The sequence below is a fragment of the Bacteriovorax stolpii genome (genome assembly GCF_002872415.1).
Classification (GTDB): domain Bacteria; phylum Bdellovibrionota; class Bacteriovoracia; order Bacteriovoracales; family Bacteriovoracaceae; genus Bacteriovorax; species Bacteriovorax stolpii.
In genome coordinates this window covers 3,655,032-3,670,935 of record NZ_CP025704.1, presented here as the reverse complement: position 1 = coordinate 3,670,935, position 15,904 = coordinate 3,655,032, and the positions used below count along the sequence as shown (strand labels likewise).

Genomic DNA, 15,904 nt, shown 5'->3' with positions numbered 1-15,904 from the left:
CTGTAAAGCCTGCCCAAATCTCCCTCCAAATATTAATAGGAGGATTTATGCTTAACCGTTCGGAGAAAGATGCAATCATCCAAGATCTGAAAACAGATATTGGTCGTGCTAAAGCAATCTTTCTTACAAACCTAATCGGTATTACATCAAATGATGCCGTTAGCGTAAGAAAAGCAGTTCGCGATAACAACGGAAAAATGGTTGTTACAAGAAACACGCTTTTCAAAAAAGCTGCAGCAGGGACACCTGTTGAAGCTCTAGTTGCTGATCTTCATGGACCACACGCTCTTGCGTTTGCGTTCGAAGACCCAGCTGCAGTAGCAAAATCTTTAAAGGAAGCAGGAGCTAGTTTAGAGCTTGTGGATCTTAAAGGTGGAGTACTTGATGGACAAATGCTTTCTAAAGCTCAAGTAAAACAACTTGCGGACCTTCCTTCAAGAGACCAAATGCTTGGTACTCTTCTTGCGACGTTCTTAGCACCAGTTTCTGCTTTTGCTAGAGTACTATTTGCTATCCAAGAGAAGAAAGAAAAAGGCGAACTAGCTTAATTACAATTTTTTTAAATTTTTATTTTATAGGAGACTTATATGAGCGTAACTAATGAACAACTAATCGAGCACATCTCTAAAATGTCAGTTCTTGACCTAGCTAACCTAGTAAAAGAACTAGAAACAAAATTCGGTGTATCAGCAGCTCCTGTTGCTGTTGCTGGTGCTGCTGGTCCAGCTGCTGCAGTTGAAGAACAAACTGAATTCACAGTTGTTCTAGCTGACGGTGGAGACAAGAAAATTAACGTAATTAAAGAAATCCGTACAATCACTGGTCTTGGTCTAAAAGAAGCTAAAGATCTAGTTGAAGGTGCTCCAAAGACTGTTAAAGAAGGTCTTTCAAAAGCTGACGCTGAAGCAATCAAGAAAACTCTTGAAGGTGCTGGAGCTAAGGTTGAACTTAAGTAATTTGATTGCTTTAGTTTAAAATAGATTTTTTAAAAATAAGGTGTGAAAGAGAGGAATCTCTTTCACGCCTTTTTGTGTTTTTAGCTTTTTATAAATTATTCTAAGAATTATCTCTTATACGAGGAGAGCGCGATGACTCAGGTTTTTTCACCTAACGAATGGTTTCGCAAGACCTTTTCAAATACTCCAGCAGTATTAGATACCCCGCCATTAATGAAGTTACAGGTAAACTCTTACGAAGATTTTCTTCAAAAAGACGTTCCACCTGCAAAGAGAATTGACCTTGGTCTTCAACAAGTTTTCAAGTCAGTTTTTCCAATTTACGACTTTAACAAAACTGTTTCTCTAGAGTTCGTTTCATACTCTCTAGAAGAACCTAAATATACAGTAAAAGAATGCCGTCAAAGAGGTCTTTCATACGAAGCTCCTCTTAAAGTAGTTGTTCGCCTTGTTTTCTTCGACGTAAGCGTTGACAGAGACGGAGCTGAGCAAAGAACTGTTTCTTCGGTAAAAGAACAAGAAGTTTACCTAGGAAACATTCCACTAATGGCCGAAACAGGGTCATTTGTTTACAACGGAACTGAGAGAGTAATCGTATCTCAGCTACACAGATCTCCAGGGATCATTTTCGAACACGACAACGGAAAAAAACACTCTTCTGGAAAACTTCTATATTCAGCAAGAATCATTCCTCACAGAGGTTCTTGGCTAGATTTCGAATTCGACCACAAGAACATTCTATTCGCTCGTATCGATAGAAAGAGAAAGCTTCACGCTTCTGTAGTTCTTAAGGCGATGGGATACTCTACATCTGAACTTCTAAAAGAGTTCTACCAGATGGAAACAATCTCATTCAACAAAGATGGTTCATACTCTAGAAAACTAGACTTCAACCTACTTGTTGGGACAAGAGCAAACGCTGACATTCTTGATAAATCAGGAAACGCGATTGTTAAAAAAGGTAAAAAATATACAAAAGCTTCTGTAAAGAAGATGGAAGATTCAAAAATCACTGAACTTCCAGCTGAGCTTGAAGAAGTTGTTGGTAAAGTATTAGCAGAAGATATCTTCAACGAAAAAACAGGTGAAGTAATCTGTCTTGCTAACGAAGCTCTTTCTGAAGCAAAAATCCACGATTTAGTTAAAGCTGGTGTAAAAGAAGTTAATGTTCTTTACATCGACATGATCAACTTCGGGGACCAAATCAGAAACACTCTTCTTATCGATAAAACAGAAACGAAAGAAGATGCTCTAATTAAAATTTTCGAAAGATTAAGACCAGGTGAACCTCCAACGGTTGAAGCTGCGTCTCAACTTTTTGAAAACCTTTTCTTCAATAAAGAAAAATATGACCTGTCGAAAGTTGGTCGTATGAAAATCAACTACAAATTCGGAATGAACATTCCAGTAGAAGAAACAGTTCTTACAAGAAGAGATATCCTAACTACTGTTCAATACCTGGTAGAACTTAACAACGGTAAAGGGAAAGTCGATGATATCGATCACCTTGGTAACCGTCGTGTAAGAGCTGTAGGTGAACTACTAGAAAACCAATTCAGAGTTGGTCTAGTAAGAATGGAAAGAGCGGTTAAAGAAAGAATGGCAATTCAAGAAATTGAAACAATGATGCCATACGATCTAGTTAACCAAAAACCAGTAGCTGCTGCTGTAAAAGAATTTTTCGGTTCTTCTCAGCTTTCTCAGTTCATGGATCAAACAAACCCACTTTCTGAAGTAACTCACAAGAGAAGACTTTCAGCTCTTGGGCCAGGGGGTCTAACTCGTGAGCGCGCTGGTTTCGAAGTACGTGACGTACACCCTACTCACTACGGAAGAATGTGTCCGGTAGAAACACCGGAAGGACCAAACATCGGTCTAATCACATCTCTTGCTACATACGCTCGCGTTTCTGAGTATGGTTTCATTGAAACTCCATACCAAGTAGTAAACGAAGACAGAACGATTTCAGCTCCAAAATACTTCTCGGCTTTCGAAGAAGAAGGAAAAGTTATTGCTCAGCTTGAAGCTAAGTACGTTGACGGTAAAAAAATCGTTGGTGATGCTATCGCTGCTCGTTCAGCTGGTGACTTTACTGTAGTAGGTGCAAACGAAGTTCAGTTAATGGACGTTTCTCCAACTCAGATGATCTCGATTGCTACATCACTTATTCCATTCCTTGAGCACGACGATGCCAACCGTGCGCTAATGGGATCGAACATGATGAGACAGGCAGTACCAGTTGTTAGAACTGATGCTCCTATTGTTGGTACTGGTGTTGAGCAAATTATCGCTCGTGACTCTGGTGCAATCGTTTATGCAAAAGAAGGTGGACGTGTAATCTTCGTTGACTCTAACAGAATCGTTATCCAAAGAGATAACTTCTCTGAAGGTGAGTCTGGAGTAGACGTTTATAAACTTACAAAATACCAACGTACTAACCAAAATACTTGTAACAACCAAAAAGCCCTAGTTAAAGAAGGGGACAAGGTTCTAAAAGGAATGGTTATTGCTGACGGTCCAGCTACTCAGCTGGGAGACCTTGCCCTTGGACAAAACGTTCTAGTAGCGTTCATGCCATGGGGTGGATATAACTACGAGGACTCGATCCTAATCAACGAAAACATTCTTGCAAGAGACGTGTTTACATCTGTTCACATCGAAAGCTTTGAAATCGAAGCTCGTGATACAAAATTAGGTAAAGAAGAAATCACTCGCGATATTCCAAACGTTTCTGAAGAGGCCCTAAAAGACCTTGATGAAGCTGGTATTATTCGCGTTGGTGCGATCATTAAGCCAGGGGATATCCTTGTTGGTAAGATCACTCCAAAAGGTGAGTCTCAACTTTCTCCAGAAGAAAAACTTCTTAAAGCTATCTTCGGGGATAAAGCTGGGGACGTAAAAGATACATCACTTCGCGTACCTTCATCAGTTCGCGGAACTGTAATCGACGCTAAAGTTTACACTCGCGAAGGTGTTGAACTGGACGCTCGTTCAAAAGAAATCATCGACCACGAAACGACACTAATCCGTCGTGACGAAAGAATCGAGATTAAAGCTATCCAAACATCAGCAATCCAAAAGATCGCTGAAATGTTCAAAGGGGCGAAGACGACAGATAAACTTATCTCAGAAGACGGGACAACTGAACTTCTTGGAAAAGGTGTAGCTGTTACAGGTGAAATCCTGGCTTCAATTCCTTTCGAACTAATCGGTTACTTACCTCTAGAAGCTGCTCTTGAAGAAAAACTTTCTGAGTACTTCGCTGACGTAAGAAACAGAATCACTAGAGTTCGTCAAAAAGCTAACGATGAAATCGCGAAACTACACAAAGGTGACGAGTTACCTCCTGGAGTAATCAAGAAGGTAATGGTTTACGTAGCGATTAAGAGAAAGCTTCAGCCTGGTGATAAAATGGCCGGCCGTCACGGAAACAAAGGGGTTATCTCTAATGTTGTTACCGCAGAAGATATGCCATACCTTGCAGATGGAACTCCAGTTGAAATCGTTCTTAACCCACTAGGGGTACCTTCACGTATGAACATCGGTCAGCTTCTTGAGCTACACCTTGGATGGGCAGGACGTGGTCTTGGTGAAAAAATTAAGACGATGATGGAAGAAAAAGCAAAAGTTAATGAGCTGAAAGATTTCATCTTTAAAATCTACAAAACTAAAGAAGTAGAAGCTTGGTTAAAATCAGCTTCTGACGAAAGAGTTATTGAAGTAGCTGAACAACTTTCAACAGGTGTTCGTTTCTCTACAAGTGTATTCGATGGTGCTTCTGAAGAAGATATCAAAGATATGCTTGAACTTGGTGACCTTGATAGATCAGGGAAGACAACATTATTCGACGGAAAAACTGGTGACGTATTCTCGGAAGACGTAACAGTTGGTGCGATGTACATGTTAAAACTTCACCACCTTGTTGATGAAAAGATCCACGCTCGTTCTACTGGACCATACTCTCTAGTAACTCAGCAGCCACTTGGTGGTAAGGCTCAGTTCGGGGGGCAACGTCTTGGAGAGATGGAAGTTTGGGCACTTGAAGCATACGGAGCTGCTTACACGTTACAAGAATTCTTAACTGTAAAATCTGATGACGTTATCGGACGTACAAGAATGTATGAATCGATCGTAAAAGGTGAGCAGGTTCTTGAACCAGGATTACCTGAGTCGTTTAACGTTCTAATCAGAGAGCTTCAAGCTCTATGTCTAGACATTAAACTAGAAGAGAACACAGAAGAAGAAAGCACTTTTAACTAAGTGTTTGGAGTGCGGGATGAATAAAATCCCGCACTGGTTTTGGTAAGCGGATACTAGATAAAAATTTAAATCGTACAAGGAACATAAAATGAAAGACTTGTTAAACTTTTTTGATAAGCCGAAAGATCCAATCAGCGTAGAAGCTGTTTCGATCAGAATGGCGTCTCCAGATACAATCAGAGAATGGTCTTTTGGTGAAGTAAAGAAACCAGAGACAATTAACTATCGTACTTTCAAGCCAGAGAGAGATGGTCTTTTCTGTGCAAAAATCTTTGGACCAATCAAAGATTACGAATGTATTTGTGGAAAATACAAGAGAATGAAGCACAGAGGAGTAGTGTGCGAGAAGTGTGGTGTTGAAGTAACTCTTTCGAAAGTTAGACGTGAAAGACAAGGTCACATTGAACTAGCAGCTCCAGTAGCTCACATTTGGTTCCTAAGATCACTTCCATCTCGTTTGGGAGCTCTTCTTGACCTTACTTTAAAAGAACTTGAAAGAGTTCTTTACTATGAAGCATACGTTGTAACTTCTTCAGCTACTGACAATGTTGACGGTGGTCTTGAAGTTGGTCGCGTAATTTCTGAACAACAATACCAAGAGCTAAAAGAACAAGGAATCGAGTTTGAAGCTGGTATGGGTGGACAGACGATTAAAGAACTTCTTAGAAAAATCGATATGGACATTACGAACAAAGAACTTCGTCGTGCCCTAGCAGCAGCCACAACAGAAATGGCCCGCGCTAAAGTTATCAAGAGACTTAAAGTTGTTGAATCAATCTTAAAGTCTGAGAACAAGCCTGAATGGTTCATGATGGATGTTATTCCAGTTCTACCACCAGATCTTCGTCCTCTAGTTCCTCTTGAAGCAGGACGTTTTGCAACTTCAGATCTTAACGATCTTTACCGTCGTGTAATCAACAGAAATAACCGTCTAAGAAGACTAAAAGAGCTTAACGCTCCAGAAATCATCATCCGTAACGAAAAGAGAATGCTTCAAGAAGCAGTAGATGCTCTATTTGATAACGGTCGTCGTGGTAAAGTGTTCACAGGAGCTAACAAGCGTCCTCTAAGATCACTATCTGACATGCTAAAAGGTAAGCAAGGACGTTTCCGTCAAAACCTACTTGGTAAGCGTGTTGACTACTCTGGACGTTCGGTAATCGTAGTAGGTCCAAGCCTAAGACTGCACCAGTGTGGTCTTCCAAAGCTTATGGCCCTGGAACTTTTCAAACCGTTCATTTACAACAAACTAATTGAAAAAGGTCACTGTACTACTATTAAAGTAGCTAAGAAGATGGTTGACCAACAAAAGCAAGAAGTTTGGGATATCCTGGAAGAAGCTGTACAAGAGCACCCGGTACTACTTAACCGTGCACCAACTCTACACAGACTTGGTATCCAGGCATTCGAGCCAATCCTTATCGAAGGTAAAGCGATCCAACTTCACCCTCTAGTATGTACAGCGTTCAACGCTGACTTCGACGGTGACCAGATGGCCGTTCACGTTCCTCTATCGATTGAAGCTCAGATCGAATGTCGTATTCTAGCTATGTCTACAAACAACATTCTTTCTCCAAAAGACGGAACACCAATCGTTGTTCCTTCTCAGGATATCGTTCTTGGCCTTTACTACATGACAAGAATTAGACCTTACGCTCGTGGATACAACAAAGTATTCGCGTCTAAGGAAGAAGCACAGTTCGCTTACCACTCAGGTAACCTTCACCTTCAAGCGCCAATTAAAGTTCGTATCGACGGGCAAATGATTGAGACAACTGTTGGTCGTACGTTCGTATGGGACGCGGTACCTAAGTGTCTTAAGTACACTGACATCAACCAGATCCTTGGTAAAAAAGAACTAGGGAAGCTGATTGACCACGCTTACCGTGTTGGTACAGAGAAAGATACAGTTATGCTAGCTGACGCTATCATGAGACTTGGATACGAGTACGCGACAAAAGCGGGTATCTCGATCAACGTTAACGACATGACAATTCCAGCTGAAAAAGCGGGAATTCTAGCTGAAGCTCATAAAGAAGTTTCAAAAATCACTGAAGAATATAACGAAGGTTCTATTACTGATGGTGAACGTTACAACAAAATCGTCGACGTTTGGGCACAAACAAACGAGCGCCTTACAAAAGTAGTTATCGAGCGTATTTCGACTCAAACTTTCACGTCTGAAGATGGTAAAGAGACTATGAATGCTCCATCATTCAACTCTCTATACATGATGGCGAACTCTGGAGCCAGAGGTTCTACTCAGCAGATCAGACAGCTTGGAGGGATGAGAGGTCTAATGGCGAAGCCATCTGGAGAGATCATCGAGACGCCAATTACTTCTAACTTCCGTGAAGGTCTATCAGTACTTGAATACTTCACATCTACTCACGGTGCTCGTAAAGGTCTAGCCGATACAGCTCTAAAGACTGCGAACTCAGGGTACCTGACTCGTCGTCTAGTTGACGTAGCTCAAGACGGGATCATCAGAAACGTTGACTGTAACGCAACTGACGGAATCACGCTTACATCAAGAATCGAAGCTGGAGAAGTTGTTGAGCACGTTGCTGAAAGAGCAATGGGCCGTGTAACTGCTCAAGCGATTATGTCTGGCTCAGGAACTGAAGTTTTCCCAAGAAACTACATGCTGACTGAAAAAGACCTAAAAGTTCTTAAAGAACAAGAAGTCGATCAGATTAAAGTTAGATCAGTTCTAACTTGTAAAGAGAGACACGGCTTCTGTGCATACTGTTTTGGTCGCGACCTTGCTCGCGGAAAGTTAGTTTCAATCGGTGAAACAGTTGGTGTAATTGCTGCTCAGTCAATCGGGGAGCCAGGTACACAGCTTACGATGAGAACTTTCCACGTTGGGGGAACTGCAACTGCAGGTGCTCAAGTAAACAAAACTGAAGTTCGTACGGCCGGTGTTATCCACCTTGAAAACGTAGTTTCTGTTGTTAATAACGAAGGTGTTACTATCGTTATGAACAAAAACGGAGAGCTTGTTGTAAAAGACGCTCGCGGAGTTGAGAAGGAAAGATACCCAGTAGTTTACGGATCGAAAATTTTCTTCAAACAAGGTCAGGAAGTTTCGGTAGGGGATAGAGTACTTGAATGGGATCCATTCGCTATTCCAGTTCTTACTGAAGTATCAGGGACAGTTAAATACGAAGATCTAATTGTTGGATCTACAGTTAACGAGCAAGTGGATGCGGTTACAGGTCTATCTCACAGAGTTGTAACAGAATCTAAAAACCCATCTCTTCAACCACGTATCGTGATTGTTGATGATAACGGTTCTCCAATTCTTGTTCCAGGAACGAAGAGATACGCAGCTTACCGTCTACAAGTCGGAGCTTCGATCATCGTATCTGAAGGTGACAAGGTTGATGCAGGTACAGCGGTTTCAAAAGTTCAACGTGAAACAACGAAGACTAAGGATATTACCGGAGGTCTTCCGCGCGTTGCTGAACTTTTCGAAGCACGTAAACCACAAAACGCTGCTCAAATCTCTGACATCTCAGGAACAATTGAGTTTGGTACTGAGTTAAGAGGAAACAGAAGAATCATCGTTCGTCCAGAAGACGGATCAGATCCAATGACATACGTAGTTCCAAAAGGACGTTACGTAGTTGTTAACGAAGGTGACTATATCCGTGCAGGGGAACCAATCATGGATGGACCATCTAACCCACACGATATTTTACGTGTACTTGGGGTTAAAGCTCTTGCTCGTTACATTGTTGACGAAATCCAAGAAGTTTACCGCCTACAAGGGGTTAAGATCGATGATAAACACATTGAGGTCATTGCTTCTCAAATGTTAAAGAAAGTTGAAATCACTAACGCTGGTGACTCTACTTACGTAACTGGGGATTCAGTAACTCGCGGTGAGCTTGATGAAGTAAATGAAAGACTTATTGCTGCAGGCGAGAAACCAGCAGAAGCGGCACCGCTTCTACTAGGGATCACAAAAGCATCTTTAACGACAGAGTCATTTATCTCTGCAGCTTCTTTCCAGGAAACGACAAAGGTTCTTACTCAAGCTGCGCTTGAAGGAAAATCTGATGCTCTTCGTGGATTGAAAGAAAACGTTATTATGGGACGCCTAATTCCAGCAGGGTCGGGTATTCCAAGATATAGAAACTATGAGGCCGTAATGAGCGAAGACGAAGTATCGTCAGCAGCTTCATTATCATTTTAAAAATAAACTTGAACTAGCCATTTTCTTCTGGTAAGAAAAATGGCTAGTATTTTTGCAGAAGTGGGAACTTAAGGGAGCAGTTGGATTATGCCTACAATTAATCAGTTAATCAGAAAGGGTCGCGAGGATAAGTACTCGAAAACTAAATCGCCAGCTTTAAAATCATGTCCTCAAAGACGTGGAGTTTGCGTGAGAGTTTATACAACGACTCCAAAGAAGCCAAACTCAGCTATGAGAAAGGTATGTAGAGTAAAGCTTACTTCAGGATTTGAAGTAACTTCATATATCGGTGGAGAAGGTCACAACCTTCAAGAGCACAGTATCGTTCTAATCCGTGGAGGAAGAGTAAAAGATCTTCCAGGGGTTCGTTACCATACTATCCGTGGAGCTCTAGATGCGACTGGTGTTGATAAGAGACGCCAAGGTCGTTCTAAGTACGGCGCGAAAAGACCTAAGAAATAATAAATTACATAAGTAATTTTAAATAACACACTCCCCTTTCTGTTTACTCGGGCTGGGGAGAGTAATTTTTTTCGAAAGAAAGAAGTGAAGAGGAGTATCAAATGAGTAGAAAAAGAAAAGCGGACGTCAGAGAAGTACTTCCTGATCCAGTTTACCAAGACATCGTTATCACAAAGTTCATGAACACACTTATGATCGGTGGTAAAAAATCTGTAGCAGAAAAAATCTTCTACGGAGCTCTTGAAGTAGTTCAAGAAAAAACAGGCGAAGAGCCTCTAAAAGTTTTCAAAAAAGCTCTATCGAACATTAAGCCAGCTGTAGAAGTAAAGTCTCGCCGTATCGGTGGTGCTACTTACCAAATCCCAGTTGAAGTTCGTCCAGCTCGTCGTCAATCACTAGCACTTCGTTGGTTAAAAGAATATTCTTCAGCTAGAAGTGGTAAGACTATGGTTCAGAAGCTTGCTGATGAAATCATCGATGCTTCTCAAAACCGTGGTGGATCTGTTAAGAAACGTGAAGACGTTTACAAAATGGCAGAAGCTAACAAGGCTTTCGCTCACCTTAAATGGTAGTAATTTAATTTTTGCATAAATCAGGAGCTCCCCGAAAGGGGAGCTTTTTTTATTTTTAAAGACTATGAGTTCTAAACAGATTGATAAAATTCGTAACATCGGAATCATGGCTCACATTGATGCCGGTAAAACTACGACTACAGAAAGGATTCTTTACTACACTGGAAAGAGCCACAAGATCGGTGAAGTTCACGATGGAACTGCAACGATGGACTGGATGATTCAGGAGCAGGAAAGAGGAATCACGATCACGTCTGCCGCTACTACATGTAGCTGGAACAAACAAACAATCAACATTATCGATACTCCCGGACACGTAGACTTTACGATTGAAGTAGAAAGATCTCTTCGCGTTCTTGATGGAGCGATCGGTGTTTTCGACGCCGTCTCTGGTGTTGAGCCTCAATCGGAAACGGTTTGGGCACAGGCCGATAAATACAAAGTTCCTCGCCTTGCTTTCGTCAACAAGATGGACCGCATGGGTGCGAACTATGAAAACTGTATTTCGGAAATCAGAGAGAAGCTTGATAAAAAAGCCGCAGCTGTTCAGTGGCCAATTGGTTCTGAAGAAAACTTCGCTGGAGTTGTCGACCTTCTTGAAATGAAGGCCATTTATTTCCCAGCTGAAAGCTTAGGTTCAAAAATTGAAATCAAAGACATTCCAGCAGACATTGTTGATGAATGCCAACTATATAGAGATGAGCTTCTTGATAACCTTTCCGAGTACGATGAGGAATTAACAGACCTTATTCTTATGGGAGAGGCACCCAGTGTAGCTCAAATTAAAGCTGCTTTAAGAAAAGCAACCATCACTCACAATTTTATCCCAGTTCTTTGTGGATCAGCTTTTAAGAATAAAGGTATTCAGCCGCTATTAGATGCGGTTTTAGATTACCTTCCATCACCTACAGATAGAGGAGAGCTTAAAGGTCACAGCTTAAAGGATCCGGATAAGGTTGAAGTTAGAAAACCAGAAGTCGACGAAATGTTCAGTGGGATCGCTTTTAAGATCGCGACAGACCCATTCGTTGGAAGTGTAACTTACGTTCGCATTTATTCTGGAAAGCTTGAGTCGGGACAGACAGTTTATAACTCGCTTAAAAAGAAACGCGAGAGAGTAAATAAAATTTTCCAAATGCACGCCGATAAACGTACAGAGCTTCAAGAAGCTTTTGCTGGAGATATCGTTGCAGTTGCAGGACTGAAAGAGACAACAACAGGTGAAACTCTTTGTACGGAAAATAAGCCAATCATTTATGACCTAATGGAATTCCCGGAAACAGTTATCTCTGTTGCTATCGAGCCAAAGACGGCAGCGGATGAAAAGAAACTTCTTTCGACATTAGAGCAATTAAAAAATGAAGACCCATCTTTCACGTTCAGCAACAACCAGGAAACTGGTCAGCTTCTGATCCTGGGAATGGGAGAGTTGCACCTTGAAATTATCGCCGATAGACTTCAACGTGAATTCAATGTTGGGATCCGTGTTGGTAAGCCTCAGGTTTCTTACCGTGAGAGTATTTCAGGAACTGCTTCTGAATCTCATACATACAACCGTGAACTTGGCGGTAAAATGCAATTTGGTTCTGTGACTTTAAAAGTTGAACCAGTTGATTACCAGGCCGGAGTTCTTTTTGAGTCATCTGTAACTAGTAAGCAGATTGGCCAAAACTTTATCGACTCTATTAAGAAAGCGGTTATGGACACTGCTCCAGGTGGGGCAATGGCCGGTTACCCTTTCCTAAATATTAAAGCGACGCTTACGGCTGTTGAATTCAACGAAAATGAGTCGACAGAAGTAGCTTACGCAATTGCTGCTTCGAGCGCCTTCAGAGATGCTTGTAAAAAAGCAGGGGTTATCCTTCTTGAGCCAGTGATGGAGCTGGAAGTTGTGACTCCGCAAGACTATACCGGAGATGTTATCTCGGACATTAACTCGAAGAGAGGTAAGATTTTAACAATGGGAATCAAGCAGAACAAAGATTTAATTTCTGCAGAAGTTCCATTGGCGGAATTATTCGGTTATAGTACTGATCTTCGCTCAAAATCTCAAGGCCGCGCTAGCTTCACGATGAAGTTCAAAAGCTACGTGGAAATGCCTTTTGATTTAGCAAAAGCGACGTTAGAGAAAAAAGGTATTTATATTTAATTTTAGTTTTCGTCTTTAGAACATACAGGAGCATTTAAAATGGCTAAGGAAAAATTTGACCGTAACAAACCTCACGTTAACATCGGAACTATTGGTCACGTAGACCATGGTAAGACGACACTAACAGCAGCAATTACAATGACAATGGCAAAACACCACGGTGGAGCAGCTAAGTCATACGCAGATATCGATTCAGCACCAGAAGAAAAAGCACGTGGTATTACAATTAACACTGCTCACGTAGAATACGAAACAGCAACTCGTCACTACGCTCACGTAGACTGTCCAGGTCACGCTGACTATGTAAAGAACATGATTACAGGTGCAGCTCAGATGGACGGTGGTATCCTTGTTTGTTCAGCAGCGGACGGACCAATGCCACAAACGAGAGAGCACATCCTTCTTGCTCGTCAGGTAGGGGTACCAGCTCTAGTAGTATTCCTTAACAAAGTAGACATGGTAGACGATCCAGAACTTCTACAACTTGTAGAGATGGAAATGAGAGAGCTACTTTCTTCTTATAACTTCCCAGGGGACGCGATTCCTTTCGTAGCTGGATCAGCTCTAGCAGCAGTAGAAGGACGTAACCCAGAAATCGGTGAAAACAAGATCATCGAACTAATGAACGCAGTAGATTCATACATTCCAGCTCCTCAACGTGATGTTGATAAGCCATTCCTAATGCCAGTAGAGGACGTTTTCTCAATCTCTGGACGTGGAACGGTAGTAACTGGACGTATTGAAAGAGGGATCATTAAAGTTAACGACGAGATCGAAATCGTTGGTATCCGTGATCTTCAAAAGACAACTGTAACGGGAATCGAAATGTTCCGTAAGCTTCTAGACCAAGGTCAAGCAGGGGACAACGCGGGTCTACTTCTTCGTGGAACGAAGAGAGAAGATATCGAGCGCGGCCAGTGTCTTGTTAAGCCAGGGTCAGTAACTCCACACGCTAAGTTCGTAGGTGAAGTTTATATTCTTACAAAAGAAGAAGGTGGACGTCACACTCCAATCTTCAAAGGATACCGTCCACAGTTCTACTTCAGAACAACAGACGTAACTGGGTCAATTGAACTGAACCCAGGTGTAGAAATGGTAATGCCAGGTGACAACACAACTTTCAAAGTAGAGCTTATTTCTAAGATCGCTATGGAAAAGTCACTTCGTTTCGCGATCCGTGAAGGTGGACGTACGATTGGTGCCGGAACTGTTGCTGAAATTAACGATTAATTTTAAGAAAAAACATTTGCGGCCCCTTGACAAAGGGCCGTATAAAAAATAAAAAGTCAAAAACAAAAAAAGGACCCACGGATATTATGAAAGCAACTAGACTAAGAATTAAGCTACGCGCCTATGATCACAAGCTGTTAGACACTTCGGTTAACGAAATCGTTCAAACTGCTAAAGAAACTGGTGCAAGAGTAGCGGGACCAATCCCTCTACCAACTGAAATCAACAAGTTTACTGTTCTTCGTTCACCTCACATCGACAAAAAGTCGCGCGAGCAGTTCGAAATGAGAACTCATAAGCGTCTAGTGGACATCATCGAGCCAACTCAACAGACAATCGACCAACTAATGAAGTTGGACCTGTCTTCTGGGGTTGACGTAGAGATCAAGTACTAGTAAAACAATAAAACTTTTTTGAACTAACAATTAATAAAAACCATGAACGCATCCCTTAGACTAGGGTGATGCTGTGGAGGAAAAAATGTCTGACGCAAAGATCGCTTTAGACGCTTTTTATGGCGTTAAAGCAGGAATGACTAGAGTTTTCGATGAAAACGGGAACCACATTCCAGTTACAGTTATCAAACTTATCCCTAACCTAATCACACAAGTTAAAACTGCTGATAAAGACGGTTACACTGCTTACCAAATCGGTTACGGTGAAAAACGTGAAGCACTTCTTAACAAGCCTAATAAAGGAATCCTAGCGAAAGCTGGTGTTTCTCAAAACGTTACACGTTTTTCTGAAATTAAGGCAGATGCAGTAGATGCAGCTAACCTTGGTAAAGAAATCGAAACAACTGCTTTCGCAGCTGGTTCATATGTAGACGTTACAGGTGAATCTAAAGGTAAAGGTTTTGCCGGAGTTATGAAACGTTATAACTTCCGTGGTGGACCTGCATCTCACGGTTCTCACTTCCACAGAAGAGTGGGATCTATCGGTAACAGAGCAACTCCAGGACGTGTATTCCGTGGTAAAAAAATGCCAGGACACATGGGGACAGATACAAAGACAGTACAAAACATTGTAGTTGTCGAAGTAAATCCAGCAAAAGGTTACTTACTACTAAAGGGTTCAGTTCCAGGTGGTAAAGAAGGATTTATTAAAATCTCTAAAGCTCTTAAAAAAGCGTAATTAGGTAGAGGTCTAAAATGACAGAATTAAACGTATTAAACAATAAATTTGAAAGCAAAGAAAAAATCAAGGTCAACCTTGAGTTCACTCCAGATGCTATCAATGTTCCAGTTGTTCACCAAGTTGTTAAAGCTATCCTAGCAGGTAGAAGACAAGGTACAGCTAAGACAAAGGTAAAGTCTGAAGTATCTGGTGGTGGTAAGAAGCCATTCAAGCAAAAAGGTACAGGTAACGCTCGTCAAGGGTCTACTCGTTCACCTCTAATGCCTGGTGGGGGGACAGTTTTTGGACCAGTACCAAGATCATATGAGCAAAAAGTAAACAAAAAAGTTATGATCGGTGCTCTAAGATCAGTAATCGTAGATAAGCAATTGGCCGGAAAGCTAATCATCGTAGACGCTCTTACTTCAACAGGTAAGACGAAAGAGATGGCTAAGCTTCTAGGGTCTAAAAACCTACTAAACGCTTTAGTAGTAACTACAGACTCAAACAGCCTAGCAATCAGAGCTACAAATAACCTTAAAACTGCTAAAGGCCTTGGTGTAGATAACCTAAGTGTTTACGAAGCAGTTAAATATGAAAATTTAATTATTGAAAAGCAAGCTTTCGAAAAGCTAGCTAACAAGTTGGTGTAATCATGGCTGCAATTAATGACGTAATCGTAAAACCTCTTATCACAGAAAAGATTTCAGCTGATTCTGAAGCGAACAATCGCTACGGATTCGTTGTAAACCTTAAAGCAAATAAAAACCAAATCAAGAATGCTGTAGAAGCTTTTTATGATGTGAAGGTAGTGGCAATCAGAACTGCTGTTATCCCAGGCAAAACAAAAAGAACTGCAAAAGCTTATAAGAAGACATCTTCTTACAAGAAGGCCCTTGTGCAATTAGCAGAAGGTCAGAAGATTGAGTTTTTTAAAGGAATCTAATTTTAAAGG

General features: G+C 41.3%; 12 protein-coding genes. All 12 read left to right on the top strand.

What is annotated here, in order from left to right; all coding sequences use genetic code 11:
* Positions 1 to 47: 47 nt before the first annotated feature.
* Positions 48 to 548 (top strand): 50S ribosomal protein L10, encoded by a 501-nt coding sequence (gene rplJ / locus C0V70_RS18170; RefSeq protein ID WP_102245288.1) that lies wholly within the window; start codon positions 48 to 50, stop codon positions 546 to 548.
* 39 nt (positions 549 to 587) lie between these two features.
* Positions 588 to 956, top strand: a complete 369-nt coding sequence (gene rplL, locus C0V70_RS18165; RefSeq protein WP_102245287.1) for a 50S ribosomal protein L7/L12 — start codon at positions 588 to 590, stop codon at positions 954 to 956.
* Between the two features lie 132 nt (positions 957 to 1,088).
* On the top strand, positions 1,089 to 5,216 hold the full coding sequence (gene rpoB, locus C0V70_RS18160; RefSeq protein ID WP_102245286.1) for a DNA-directed RNA polymerase subunit beta: 4,128 nt from the start codon (positions 1,089 to 1,091) through the stop codon (positions 5,214 to 5,216).
* 88 nt (positions 5,217 to 5,304) lie between these two features.
* Positions 5,305 to 9,420 (top strand): DNA-directed RNA polymerase subunit beta', encoded by a 4,116-nt coding sequence (gene rpoC / locus C0V70_RS18155; RefSeq protein ID WP_102245285.1) that lies wholly within the window; start codon positions 5,305 to 5,307, stop codon positions 9,418 to 9,420.
* A gap of 87 nt (positions 9,421 to 9,507) precedes the next feature.
* A complete protein-coding gene (rpsL, locus tag C0V70_RS18150; protein WP_102245284.1) occupies positions 9,508 to 9,882 on the top strand; it encodes a 30S ribosomal protein S12 in 375 nt (124 codons plus the stop codon).
* 101 nt (positions 9,883 to 9,983) lie between these two features.
* On the top strand, positions 9,984 to 10,454 hold the full coding sequence (rpsG, locus tag C0V70_RS18145) for a 30S ribosomal protein S7 (RefSeq protein WP_102245283.1): 471 nt from the start codon (positions 9,984 to 9,986) through the stop codon (positions 10,452 to 10,454).
* Between the two features lie 64 nt (positions 10,455 to 10,518).
* On the top strand, positions 10,519 to 12,603 hold the full coding sequence (fusA, locus tag C0V70_RS18140) for an elongation factor G (RefSeq protein ID WP_102245282.1): 2,085 nt from the start codon (positions 10,519 to 10,521) through the stop codon (positions 12,601 to 12,603).
* Between the two features lie 39 nt (positions 12,604 to 12,642).
* Entirely contained in the window at positions 12,643 to 13,833 is a 1,191-nt protein-coding gene (tuf, locus tag C0V70_RS18135) for an elongation factor Tu (RefSeq protein ID WP_102245281.1), read from the top strand.
* 86 nt (positions 13,834 to 13,919) lie between these two features.
* Complete coding sequence (rpsJ, locus tag C0V70_RS18130) at positions 13,920 to 14,228, top strand: 30S ribosomal protein S10 (protein ID WP_102245280.1); 309 nt, start codon at positions 13,920 to 13,922, stop codon at positions 14,226 to 14,228.
* Positions 14,229 to 14,313: 85 nt separating this feature from the next.
* Positions 14,314 to 14,967, top strand: coding sequence for a 50S ribosomal protein L3 (rplC, locus tag C0V70_RS18125; RefSeq protein ID WP_102245279.1), 654 nt, complete (start codon positions 14,314 to 14,316; stop codon positions 14,965 to 14,967).
* A gap of 17 nt (positions 14,968 to 14,984) precedes the next feature.
* On the top strand, positions 14,985 to 15,602 hold the full coding sequence (rplD, locus tag C0V70_RS18120) for a 50S ribosomal protein L4 (protein ID WP_102245278.1): 618 nt from the start codon (positions 14,985 to 14,987) through the stop codon (positions 15,600 to 15,602).
* 2 nt (positions 15,603 to 15,604) lie between these two features.
* Complete coding sequence (rplW, locus tag C0V70_RS18115) at positions 15,605 to 15,895, top strand: 50S ribosomal protein L23 (protein WP_102245277.1); 291 nt, start codon at positions 15,605 to 15,607, stop codon at positions 15,893 to 15,895.
* The last annotated feature ends 9 nt before the right edge of the window (positions 15,896 to 15,904 follow it).

Bases quoted from the DNA above. Each gene is read 5' to 3' on its own strand.
- rplD (WP_102245278.1), top strand. From the start codon at position 14,985: ATGACAGAATTAAACGTATTAAACAATAAATTTGAAAGCAAAGAAAAA.
- rplJ (WP_102245288.1), top strand. From the start codon at position 48: ATGCTTAACCGTTCGGAGAAAGATGCAATCATCCAAGATCTGAAAACA.
- rplC (WP_102245279.1), top strand. From the start codon at position 14,314: ATGTCTGACGCAAAGATCGCTTTAGACGCTTTTTATGGCGTTAAAGCA.
- rpoB (WP_102245286.1), top strand. From the start codon at position 1,089: ATGACTCAGGTTTTTTCACCTAACGAATGGTTTCGCAAGACCTTTTCA.
- fusA (WP_102245282.1), top strand. From the start codon at position 10,519: ATGAGTTCTAAACAGATTGATAAAATTCGTAACATCGGAATCATGGCT.
- rplW (WP_102245277.1), top strand. From the start codon at position 15,605: ATGGCTGCAATTAATGACGTAATCGTAAAACCTCTTATCACAGAAAAG.
- rpoC (WP_102245285.1), top strand. From the start codon at position 5,305: ATGAAAGACTTGTTAAACTTTTTTGATAAGCCGAAAGATCCAATCAGC.
- rplL (WP_102245287.1), top strand. From the start codon at position 588: ATGAGCGTAACTAATGAACAACTAATCGAGCACATCTCTAAAATGTCA.
- rpsG (WP_102245283.1), top strand. From the start codon at position 9,984: ATGAGTAGAAAAAGAAAAGCGGACGTCAGAGAAGTACTTCCTGATCCA.
- rpsJ (WP_102245280.1), top strand. From the start codon at position 13,920: ATGAAAGCAACTAGACTAAGAATTAAGCTACGCGCCTATGATCACAAG.
- rpsL (WP_102245284.1), top strand. From the start codon at position 9,508: ATGCCTACAATTAATCAGTTAATCAGAAAGGGTCGCGAGGATAAGTAC.
- tuf (WP_102245281.1), top strand. From the start codon at position 12,643: ATGGCTAAGGAAAAATTTGACCGTAACAAACCTCACGTTAACATCGGA.